Origin of the sequence: Cypionkella aquatica (assembly GCF_030161095.1) — a bacterium.
Taxonomy (GTDB): domain Bacteria; phylum Pseudomonadota; class Alphaproteobacteria; order Rhodobacterales; family Rhodobacteraceae; genus Cypionkella; species Cypionkella aquatica.
The window spans coordinates 33,174-43,863 of record NZ_BSPP01000002.1; the positions used below are offsets into that span (position 1 = coordinate 33,174).

The window sequence follows — 10,690 nt, forward strand, 5'->3', positions numbered from 1 at the left end:
CTGAACCTTGCTAAAATTTCCCGCCCTGCAACATCGCAGCGCCGGGTTAAGAAACCCTGAGTCTAGTTTTTCGGGGCCATGGCATTTCGGCCTGCGATCAAGACCGAGATCGCATAGACCTTCGCGGGATCCATGCCTGCCATAGCCGCCGCAGCAGCGCCCGGAGTCATGCGGCCAAGAAAGCCTGCAGCAAATTCAGGGGCCATCTCTCCAAACAGTTTGGCAGCATCGACCGGCTTCATGGCTTCATACACCGCAGTCAGTCGGGCCAGATCGGCCTCAGCCGCGCCATCGGCGATCTGTAAGGTCTTCTTCAGTTCAGCCTCGGCTGCCGTCATTTCTTCGATACGGGCTGTGATTGCCGCCTCTGCCAGCGATAACGCAGCCAAACGGTCATTCAGAACCGTTTCGCGCGCAGAGACTTTGCTTTCGCGGATGTTCAATGCCTCTACCAGCGCAAGCGGCGGTGTCGGACAGCTTGTGGGGGCATCCGCTGTTAGGGCTGGTTCAGCCTCGGCATTGGCCAGCGCCATCCCGACCCCCGATCCCAGCCGCAAAGCGCCCGACGCTGAAAGAAATAGCGTCAGTATCAACAAAACGCCGCGGCCTGATGGAGATTTTTTCACTCTGCAGCCTCCAAGTCATCCCGCGATTGCCGCCGCCGCACGAAACGGAGCTGTCGGTCGGTTTGTAGAGCTTGGGGTTCTGCGGGGTCCGGATTTGGCAAATCATGTAGCGAAGCGACAAGCAGTTCCAGTCGACCAGCGACCGTTTCAGCCCGTGCGGTTAACGCAACCAATCCATCAGCCGAGCGATTCCCCGCGGCGCGTGCCTGCTCCAGCGCGCGCGTCATGTCGTCAACTTGGGCTGACAGCACTGCGATCGCGCCGCCCATACCGGATTCGAGCGTGGTGAATTTTTTGAGCCGAGACGACAGAACATAGCAATATATCGCTGCCCCGAACGCGCCCGCTGCCATCAGAATATCTGCGATCAGCACCATAGCTATCTCCTTCAGTTCAACACAAATTCAGTGACAAGAAGATCGCGCACCCGGTTTTCGCCCGTCACAATCTGAATCCGGCGCAACAATTGCGCGCGCATCCGAACCAGTGCCGCAGGATCGTCGAATTCATTGGCGTCAAGCGCTCGCAGATAGCTGTTCATCACATCAACGATACGCGGCAGCAGGCTGGTCACTTCGGCAGTGCGCGGCCCCGCAACCTCAAGCTGTGATGTAAAGCGCAAATGCCTGCCGTCTTCGCCCGGCCCAATAGAAACGATTACCGAATCGACAGGGACGAAGCTGATGTCAGGCAGCGGATTTGGGGCGGCCTCGTCGGCGGCATGGCCATCTCCACTGCCGAGTATCAGCCCGCTCCAGCTTGCATAAAAGCCGCCGCCAGCCATCAAAAGACCAAGCACAAGGCCGATGATCAGAGGCTTTTTCGAGCCCTTTTTTGTTGCCGCTTCCTGCGGCTGCTCAGTTTCGGCCACGGGGTCCTCCGTTTTGCTTGTGCGGCAAATATAGACCGAAGCTCACTAACCGATTGTTAAGGCCAATCCGCCAAAACTGGCTTCATAGGGCAGAAGCCCGTTATCGGAGACCAACCAGTGCAGAACCTTTTGCAGATTTGGCAAAACCTTGATGGCCGCAAACGCATTGTCGTTCTTGGTGCATCGCTTGCGATGTTTTTGGCCATTGTAGTGATGTCGCGGATGGCGGGTACACCGGGAATGTCCTTACTTTACGCAGGCTTGGATGGCTCAGCGGCTGGGGATGTGATCACGGCTCTGGATCAGAAGGGCGTGCCATATGAGGTGCGTGGTCAGGCAATCTATGTCGCAGAAGCACAGCGGGATGCGTTGCGGATGACCTTGGCGGCCGAAGGTTTGCCCGCAAATTCTGGCACCGGATACGAATTGCTTGATTCGCTATCGGGCTTTGGCACCACAGCGCAGATGTTTGATGCGGCCTATTGGCGGGCCAAAGAAGGCGAGCTGTCGCGGACGATTCTGTCCAATCCGCAAATCCGCAACGCGCGGGTGCATATCGCCCAAGCGCCCTCGCAACCGTTTCAGCGCGATGTGAAGCCCAGTGCAAGCGTCACGATCACCTCTGTCGGGGGGACCCTGTCGGCTGTGCAAGCCAAGGCGTTGCGGCATCTGATCGCGGCTGCGGTGCCTGGGATGACCCCGGATGAGGTGGCTGTGATCGATTCGGTGGCGGGTCTGATCGCTTCGGAAACCGATGAGGCGGCACCGGTCGCGGCTGGCAATAAGGCGGCCGAGATCAAAGAAAACGTCGAACGTCTGTTGGCCGCAAGGGTCGGGGCGGGCAAAGCGGTGGTCGAGGTCGCGGTGGATGTCGTAACCGATGCGGAACAAATCACTGAGCGCAGTTTTGACCCGCAAAGCCGGGTGGCCATTTCAACTGACAACACTCAGCGGACCGAAGCCAGCACGCAACCGGGCGGTGATGTGACCGTTGCCTCAAACCTGCCCGCCAATACTGCTGCAGCGGGCGGCGGTGGCAAAAGTGACAGTTCTGAAACCCGCGAGAAGGTGAACTATGAGGTGTCCGAGACCAATCGCCAGTTGGTGAAGGCACCGGGTTCGGTTCGCAAAATCTCTATCGCCGTACTGGTTGATGCGGTTCCTGTTGCGGCGGCCGATGGCACAGTGACGTTTCAGCCGCGCGCCGAGGAAGAGTTGGGCGTGTTGCGCGAGCTTGTCAGCTCGGCTGCTGGGTTAGATACGACGCGGGGCGATGTACTTACCTTGAAATCACTGGAGTTTCAGCCGTTGCCGCAAAGCGGTGATCCGATCGCAGCCAGCATGCTTTCCTTTGGTGAAATCAATCTGATGACGCTTATTCAAACCTGCGTGCTGGCTTTGGTCGCACTGATTTTAGGGCTTTTCGTGATCAGACCGGTGTTCGCTTCTGCGGCGCGCAGGACGGCTTTGCCAGGGCCTACGCCCATTTTGGCATTGCCTGCTGCCAGTGGCATTGAACGTCAGCAGGCGCTTACGGGTGAGATTGACGATGGCAAAGATCTGCCACCGCTGTCTGTGGTTGGGGGCGTGCCCGGTTCTGAAAGCAGTCGCGACCCCATGAGCCGATTGCGTCAGTTGATCGAAGAACGCCAGTCAGAATCCGTCGAGATATTGCGCGGTTGGATGGAAGTTGAAGAAGAGGTGCGGTGATGGTGCTGCGTTTGGAAGTGTTTGAGACGGAACAGGTGGCAGGCACTGGCAAGACCGTCGTGCTCGATGCCCTGCATCTTGAAGAGACCAAGCTTGCTTCTTACGATTCTGGCTACACCTCGGGATGGGAGGATGCCGCCGCAGCACAGGCGGGGGATCAAACCCGGGTCCGCGCCGATCTTGCGCGCAATTTGCAGGCGCTGTCCTTCACATTTCATGAGGCTCGCCAGCACGTGCTGCGCGCCTTGCAACCCCTGATGACAGAGATGGTTGGCAGGCTTTTGCCCGCGCTTGCCCGCGAAACTTTGGCGCAGGTGGTGCTGGAAGCCTTAATGCCGATAGCAGAAAAGCTGGCGGATACCCCGGTCACTTTGGTGCTGAACCCAGCCTCGCGCGCGGCACTTGAAACCTTGCTTGAAGAAGCGACGGGCCTGCCGCTGATCCTGACCGAAGAACCCAGCCTCAGCGAGGGTCAGGTCTATCTGAAGCTGGGCAGCAGTGAAACTCACGTCAACCTCGACCGCGCCATCGCCGAAATCACGGCCGCAGTGCACGGATTCTTTGAAATTTCGATGCAGGAGAAGAAACATGGATGAATTGCCAGACAGCAACCCCTTCGGTCAGGTTCCGATTGAGGTGACAATCTCGGTAGGCAAAGCCCGGCCTTTGGTTCGGGATCTGTTGCGACTGACGCGCGATGCGGTGTTGGCACTAGATCGTAAGGTTGATGATCCGGTCGAGCTTTATGTTGGTGATCGCCTGATCGCGCGTGGCGAGCTGCAAGAGCTTGAGGGCGGTAGTTCGGGCCAGCTTGCCGTGCGTTTGACCGAAGTTGCAAATCTGCGAGGCGGGCTGTGATGCAAAGGCTGGCATTGGCGCTGGGGTTTCTGCTGATGTTCACCGCGCCAATGCTGGCACAGGGCATGTCGATCGACTTTGGTGACGGAACGGCGCTTTCGACACGATCAGTTCAGTTGCTGGTGGTGATGACGGTGCTCAGCCTGGTTCCGGGGTTGGCCGTTATGATCACGTGCTTTCCGTTCATCGTCACGGTGCTGTCAATCTTGCGTCAAGCCATTGGTTTGCAGCAATCGCCCCCTAATATGCTGATCGTCAGCCTTGCGTTGTTTCTGACATGGTTCGTGATGGACCCGGTGTTCACCGAAGCCTGGGCAAAAGGGGTGGAGCCGTTGAACGCGGGCAGCATTGACTTGCAACAGGCTATACCATTGATCTTGGGGCCGTTTCGTGGATTTATGGCGCATCGGCTGGACAGCGATACTTTCGCTGCGCTGCAGAATTTGCGCCCTAACGCCGCGGCGGTCTTGCCAATTGATGCGCCGCTTTCGCTGCTGGTGCCTTCGTTCATCCTGTCTGAAATTCAGCGCGCGTTTGAGATCGGCTTTCTGATCTTTCTGCCATTCCTGATCATCGACTTGGTTGTCGCTGCCGTGCTGATGTCGATGGGCATGATGATGGTGCCGCCTGCGGTCGTATCCTTGCCGTTCAAGCTGGCATTTTTCGTGGTGGCTGATGGGTGGAGCTTGGTATCGGGCGCGTTGGTTCGCAGCTACTTCTAGGATGTCCAACGATCAGGAATCTGGCGGGAGCTTGCCCGCTCAACTCAATTCACCACGAACTCTGCATGCAATGCCCCGGCCGAGTTAATGCTTTTCAGAATGTCGATCATGTCATGTGGCGCGACGCCCAGCGCGTTCAAACCGGCCATAACCTCTGACAGGTTGGTGCCGCCTGACACTTCGGCCAATCCCGTGCCGGGTTCGTTCTGAATATCGACAGAACTGCGCGGCAGTAAGATCGTCTCGCCTTCCGAAAATGGGTTTGGCTGCGATACGGTCGGCGTTTCCGCGATCCGTAGTGTCAGATTGCCCTGCGCCACAGCGACCCGGCTGATCCGCACATCTGCGCCCATGACGATGGTGCCAGATCGTTGATCCACCACCACGCGCGCCTTGGTTTCAGGCTCGACCTGAATGTTTTCGACGCGGCTGAGCAGATGCGCGGGCGAGCGGCCGTTTGTCGACAGCAGCACAGTGCCTGCGTCAAGCATTTCAGCCGAGCCTCTGCCCATCTTGGCGTTGATCGCGGATTCGATCCGCTCGGCTGTGGTGAAATCGGGTTCGCGCAAAGCCAGACGCATAGACTCCAACTGGGTGAAATCAAACTCCACCTCACGCTCAACGCGGCCGCCCGATGGGATCATGCCGGCGGTCGGCACGCCTTGCACGACTTTTGCCGCCTCCCCATCTGCCGAAATCCCGCCGGCGATGATGGCGCCCTGAGCGACCGCATAGATTTGACCATCGGCCCCATTCAAAGGCGTCATGATCAACGTGCCACCCAAAAGGCTTTTCGCATCGCCAATCGCCGAGACCGTCACGTCAATCTGACCGCCCGCCCGCGCGAACGCTGGCAGGGTTGCGGTCACAAAAACGGCAGCAACGTTTTTCGGCTGATATTGCTCACCAGTAACGTTGACGCCCAGCCGTTCCAGCAAGTTGGACATGATCTCTTCCGTGAAGGGCGCATTGCGCAATCCGTCGCCCGTGCCGTTCAGCCCAACGACCAAGCCATAGCCGACCAGATCATTCGCACGCACGCCGTCAAACTCAACCAGATCTTTGATCCTGATCGGGCCCGACCAAGCAGCCGTAGACAGCAGGCCGACCATGACCGCGCAGAGAATTCTTCTCATCACAAGTAATCCAATAGGCTTAGGCGCGACATCCGCGCGGTGATGGCATAAATCTTTTCCAGCTGTGCCTGCGTCTCTTCAAGCCTCGACGCGGTTTCGTATGGATCGGCCTCGGTGATGCCATTGCGGGCGATTTGCAGCGCGTAGTTTTCGGTCGCGTTGCGGGTTGCAGCAGCATCAATCTGTGCTTCAACAAGACCAAGCTTGGCGGCGACATTGGTGCGATCGCTCTTGTTTTCCAGCAGGCCAAGTCCAGCCCGGCGCGCCAGATCCTGACGCCCGGTATTTTGGTCCGCCAGCACACCACGATTGAGCAAAGCCGCCATCGCAAGGCCTTTGATAGTGTTTCGCAAAGCGGGATCTTTCGCAGTCACGTCAATATGGGTCTGCTCGCCGGGTGCGATGGCCAAAGCTGCCAGAGCGTCGCCTCCCTGATAGGCAAGCGCATCATATCCGTTGGGGTCTGCAAACCAGTTTGTTACTGCCGTTTCAACATCTTGCGCACTGACAGCCCCCGAGACTGCGCTGACCAGAGCGGATAGCAGCGTGTCAGAAGCAACCAGCGGGGCGTTTGAGGTCGCCGTTCCCGCAAAAAGGCTGCGGTCGCCAAAACGGGTGTTGAACACTGATAAGGCCGTTTGCAGATCTTGCTCGGCTTGCCGGCCTGCCGCATCGAGCAAGGAAGCGGACGCCCCCGTTGTGGTGGAGATCAGCGTATTGCTGAGAGTCCCCGCAAGTTTATCCACTGTGCCAAGCGCGGTCTGCATCGCGCCGACGAAAAGTCCCGCTTCCGTTGTGACTGCCGTATAGCCCTTTAACCGTGCCAGCGACGCATCAATGCTCGCGATTGGTATCAAATCACCTGAAACCCGTGCTGCGACATCGCCGACCTGGCCCGTCGCGACCTCGTTGGTCAACTGCTGCATGGTCTGTTTCAGATCAAGCGTGTGGCGGCGCAACATGAATGATCGCGCCATATCGCCTAGGGAAATCGCGCTCATTTGTTACATCTCCAGCAGTTTTTGCATCATCTCGCCAATCGCTGCGATCACTTTGGCATTGGCTGCATAGGCCTGCTCGATCACCAGTAAGGATTGCATTTCCTGATCGGTATCAACGCCTTGCTCCATCTGCATCGACTTCAGCGTATCAAGTCGCGCCGAGGCGTAAGTGGCTTCGCTGTCCATCTGCACCCGCGCTGTTGCCGTGCCAGACACCAAATCAGCGGCCAGCATGGCAAAGCTGCGCGCGCCAGTCATAAAGCCGCCCGAGGCTGGGACCCGTTGCGCGGTCAGCGCCGCTTGCAGGCCGTTCAGAAGCTGACTGTTGCCCGTCGCACCCGGGGTCGCGGCGCCCAGCCCGTCACGCAATCGCCAAAGTGCGCCGCCCTGTGCCGGATCTGCCGCCGCATTGATGCTCAGGCGCTGGGCCAGACCTGTTTCCGCGGCAAAGTTGAAGGCTGCACCCGCATCGGTGAACAATCCCGCGCTGCCCGTTGTGCGGGTGGCATCAAGGCCAGAAGCGGCGAATCGTTCAATCAGATCGCGGGCCACCGCATCCAGTTTCTGTTGGGCCTGCAGCGCGAGATCGTCGCGAATCGCGAATTGCGCCGCCAGTGTCCCACCCGAAACAGGTCCGCCTTCGGCACGCGTTGAGATCGGCTTGCCGTTCAAGGTCAGGCCCGACAAGCCTCCGCTGGCTTGCGTCATATCTGCCACGACCTCGCCCACCGGGTTGAAACCCAACTGCACAGGCAATCCATCCAGCAGGACGGCGCCACCCGTGGTAATCAGGGCGACTTCGCCCTTGTCGCGTGGCACTTCGCGCAGTGGGATGATCTTGGCAATGCTGTCGATCATCTGCTGGCGCTGATCGATCAACGCCGACGCATCACGGCCAGTACCGGTGTTTGAGCGGATCTGGCCATTCAGATCCGCGATCCGCGACAATGCGGTGTTGACCTGCCCGACCTGATTTTCAATCTGATCATCGGCGGTCGAACGCACGATTTGGATATCGGCCCCTGCGGTTGCTATATGCGCTGCCAAAGCCTTTGCGGATTGCATCACGTTTGACAGCCGGGCTTCCGATTCGGGACGCGAGCTTGCCTGCAGCAAAGCCGTGTCGAAATCGTTGATCCGGCTGCCCAGTGAAACCGCGCTGTCGACCGTGCCCAGCACCGACTCCAAGCGTTTCAGAAAACTTGCGGTGGTCGCGCTGCTGCCACTTTCGGCCTCGGCCAGACGTCGATCCCCCAGCACAATCGGATCGCTGTGCCGCACCACGCTGGTGATGCTGACGCCCTGACCTGTGCTGCCAACGGTGCGCGCGCTCAGCTGCAGTTCGCGGCGACCGTAACCATCGGTCATCGCATTGGCGATGTTGGAAGACACAATTTCGGCCGCGCGCGCTGCCGCGTTCAACCCGGATAGTGCTGATGAAAGCCCCGCTGTGATTGACATTCAAGCATCCTATCGTTTGATATTTGTGGCTTCTTGCAACATCTCATCTGCCGTTTGGATGACCTTTGCGTTCGATGAATAAGCGCGCTGGGTCTGGATCAATTGCGTTAGCTCTGATGCCACATCGGTTGAAGATTCTTCGCGCGCATATCCCACCACGCTGCCAGTCGGCCCATCGCCCGCGTTCCAAAGATAAAACGGGCCCGAGGCTGCCGAGGTTTGATAAGTCTGGTTGTTCAGCGTGGTTAGCCCATTCGGATTTGGCACGTCCACCACCGGCAGCTGATAAATTCGGCGGCTGAATCCCTGGTCATAAATCGCATAGAGATCGCCCTTTTCATCCACCTCAACCGAGGTCAAGCTGGCAACTGGAGAGCCATTCTTGCTGATCGACACCGGCGCGAAATTGCTGGAAAGCTGTGTCATTCCATTGGGTTGCCCCAGTTCACCTATCTTCAGATCAATGCTGCCACCTGCGACCGAAATCGGAATTGTGCCGTCAGCGCCGTTATAGGCACCCCCTGAAACTGCTGTGACCGAAGCCAATGTGCCGCCCGCCGCTTGTGATGGATCGAAGGTAAGGGTGTATTCGCCAATCACAGTGCCACCGGATGCGCTGTCACGGATCGTCATCGTCCAGGTATTCGAGGCACCTGTCGTAGGCACCGTTGGCGTAAAGCTGAAATCGAGCGATTCCGAGGTGCCAAGGTTGCCAAAATACTCAATGGTAAGGTCGCGCGGGTCGCCCGCACTGCCGGCGGTGCTGTCAGTCGCGGGCAGATTGATGCCCAACGTCATCGCTGTGGTGGGGTTGCCGATATACTGGGTTGCGTTGATGCGCACAGGCTCCAGTGCTGCCATCGTGTCACGCGGAAAGGTCGCAACGCTGCCATCGGCGTTGGCAGGCCAGCCCATCAGAACAAGCCCGGTATCCGTGCGCAACACGCCCGATGCATCAGGCCGAAACGACCCGGTGGTGACCAGTGAAATCGGATAGGCGCCGTCAGCACCGTCAACTGATCCAATATCGGTCACTGGCAGAAAGCCCCGGCCATCCACGGCCAGATCGGTTGCATTCGCGGTTGAAATCAGCGGCCCGCGCTCATCAATCAGCCGCATGTTTGAAGTCCGCACCCCGCCCGCGACGTAGGCCGAGCTCGAATTGCCTTGCAAAGCAACCGAATGAAAATCGGTTTCGGCCCGTCTGTAGCCATAGGTCGATGAGTTTGCGATATTGTCAGCAATTGTCGCAAGGCGGTTGGCGATGGCATTCAGCCCCGCCACCCCTGCATTGAGAGAGGAGGAAATCGTCATGGAAAGCGCCTTTCTGCAGCTTCGACCTGTGTTGGATCGAACCTGCCCGATGCGCCTTAAGATCGCCCTAACAGTTCAAATTTGAATCATCTCAGCGATCCTTCCGCAGCAGAATGATCTCCATCCGGTTGTTGCGGATCGCGCTTGGATCTTGCGTTGCAGGCTTGCGGTCGGCATGGCCGCTTATCCTTGCCATCCGGGTCGCGTCGATCCCATCACTTTCCAGCATCTGTCGCAAAGCCTGCGCGCGCGCCGCTGTCAGATCCCATGCGGGGTTGTTTTTCAACGTGATCGGCAGCCTGCGCATATGTCCGTTAACGGCCACTTGGTTCTGAGCCAACTGCAGAACTTCGGCGATCAATGCGGTAATTTTGCGCGTTTCCCCCGTTGGTTCCGCCGTATCGTCGACGAACAACGGCGCGTCTGGAAGGTCAAATATTTCAACGACCAAGCCTTCGTCGGTGACCTTGGTGACGACATGCCGCAGCATCCGCTCCATGGTCATGCTTTCGCCGCCCTGCGCCATCAAAGCCTGCGCGATCTGCGCCATCCGACCCTGTTCTGCCGCAGCGGCAGCGGCGGCTTCACCGGTGGCAGCTTCGCCGCGCGCCTTTTCAGCCTCTGTCGGAGTTCGCGCGCTTGCCCCGGTGCCATTATGCGCCATAGTCTGCTCGGTGAAAGTAGAGTCACCGCCAAACATGCCATCGCCACCACCCGAAATCCGGCTGACCGCGATCGTCGGACTGAAATAGTCCGAGATACCTTTGCGTTGTTTTTCCGTTGTCGCGTTTAACAGCCACATCAGCATGAAGAAGGCCATCATGGCCGTCACAAAGTCAGCATAGGCCACTTTCCACGCACCACCGTGATGACCGCCACCTTTGATAATTTTCTTCCGCTTGATGATGACTGGCGCGGCATTTGATTGCCCGACCATCACACACCCATGTTTCACACCCATGGCCAGAATAGGGCAACAGGCTTTACCAAG

At 58.4% G+C, this 10,690-nt stretch carries 12 protein-coding genes; 4 read left to right on the forward strand and 8 right to left on the reverse strand.

Going from position 1 to position 10,690, the window contains the following annotated elements; translation table 11 throughout:
- Positions 1–62 precede the first annotated feature (62 nt).
- Genes QQJ98_RS00870 through QQJ98_RS00880 form a run of 3 tightly spaced genes read right to left on the reverse strand, consistent with a single transcriptional unit; the run spans position 63 to position 1,497 of the window.
- The gene (locus QQJ98_RS00870; RefSeq protein WP_284323428.1) at positions 63–626 is read right to left on the reverse strand and encodes a MotE family protein; all 564 of its coding nucleotides are present in this window, start codon (positions 624–626) and stop codon (positions 63–65) included.
- Positions 623–1,003 (reverse strand): hypothetical protein, encoded by a 381-nt coding sequence (locus tag QQJ98_RS00875; protein ID WP_284323429.1) that lies wholly within the window; start codon positions 1,001–1,003, stop codon positions 623–625. The genes QQJ98_RS00870 and QQJ98_RS00875 overlap by 4 nt, the downstream gene beginning before the upstream one ends.
- A gap of 11 nt (positions 1,004–1,014) precedes the next feature.
- Positions 1,015–1,497, reverse strand: coding sequence for a flagellar basal body-associated FliL family protein (locus QQJ98_RS00880; protein WP_284323430.1), 483 nt, complete (start codon positions 1,495–1,497; stop codon positions 1,015–1,017).
- Between the two features lie 117 nt (positions 1,498–1,614).
- Between QQJ98_RS00880 and fliF the strand changes: the two genes are divergently transcribed.
- From fliF to fliP, 4 genes are read left to right on the forward strand one after another with little or no spacing between them, the layout of a single operon-like run.
- Positions 1,615–3,207, forward strand: a complete 1,593-nt coding sequence (gene fliF, locus QQJ98_RS00885; RefSeq protein WP_284323431.1) for a flagellar basal-body MS-ring/collar protein FliF — start codon at positions 1,615–1,617, stop codon at positions 3,205–3,207.
- Complete coding sequence (locus QQJ98_RS00890) at positions 3,207–3,803, forward strand: FliH/SctL family protein (RefSeq protein ID WP_284323432.1); 597 nt, start codon at positions 3,207–3,209, stop codon at positions 3,801–3,803. The genes fliF and QQJ98_RS00890 overlap by 1 nt, the downstream gene beginning before the upstream one ends.
- The gene (locus tag QQJ98_RS00895) at positions 3,796–4,065 is read left to right on the forward strand and encodes a FliM/FliN family flagellar motor switch protein (protein WP_284323433.1); all 270 of its coding nucleotides are present in this window, start codon (positions 3,796–3,798) and stop codon (positions 4,063–4,065) included. Before QQJ98_RS00890 ends, QQJ98_RS00895 begins: the two co-directional genes overlap by 8 nt.
- Positions 4,065–4,787 (forward strand): flagellar type III secretion system pore protein FliP, encoded by a 723-nt coding sequence (fliP, locus tag QQJ98_RS00900; RefSeq protein ID WP_284323434.1) that lies wholly within the window; start codon positions 4,065–4,067, stop codon positions 4,785–4,787. The genes QQJ98_RS00895 and fliP overlap by 1 nt, the downstream gene beginning before the upstream one ends.
- Positions 4,788–4,831: 44 nt before the next feature.
- Here the strand turns inward: fliP and QQJ98_RS00905 are convergent, their stop codons facing one another.
- The 5 genes from QQJ98_RS00905 to QQJ98_RS00925 all read right to left on the reverse strand — a co-directional run bounded on the left by QQJ98_RS00905 (position 4,832) and on the right by QQJ98_RS00925 (position 10,636).
- Positions 4,832–5,923: a flagellar basal body P-ring protein FlgI gene (locus tag QQJ98_RS00905; protein ID WP_284323435.1), complete on the reverse strand. Its 1,092-nt coding sequence runs from the start codon at positions 5,921–5,923 to the stop codon at positions 4,832–4,834.
- A complete protein-coding gene (locus QQJ98_RS00910) occupies positions 5,923–6,924 on the reverse strand; it encodes a flagellin (RefSeq protein ID WP_284323436.1) in 1,002 nt (333 codons plus the stop codon). The genes QQJ98_RS00905 and QQJ98_RS00910 overlap by 1 nt, the downstream gene beginning before the upstream one ends.
- A gap of 3 nt (positions 6,925–6,927) precedes the next feature.
- Positions 6,928–8,385 carry a flagellar hook-associated protein FlgK gene (gene flgK, locus QQJ98_RS00915; protein ID WP_284323437.1) on the reverse strand — a complete coding sequence of 486 codons (1,458 nt, stop codon included), beginning with the start codon at positions 8,383–8,385 and terminating at the stop codon, positions 6,928–6,930.
- A gap of 9 nt (positions 8,386–8,394) precedes the next feature.
- A complete protein-coding gene (locus QQJ98_RS00920; RefSeq protein ID WP_284323438.1) occupies positions 8,395–9,699 on the reverse strand; it encodes a flagellar hook protein FlgE in 1,305 nt (434 codons plus the stop codon).
- 91 nt (positions 9,700–9,790) lie between these two features.
- Complete coding sequence (locus QQJ98_RS00925) at positions 9,791–10,636, reverse strand: OmpA/MotB family protein (protein ID WP_284323439.1); 846 nt, start codon at positions 10,634–10,636, stop codon at positions 9,791–9,793.
- Positions 10,637–10,690 lie beyond the last annotated feature (54 nt).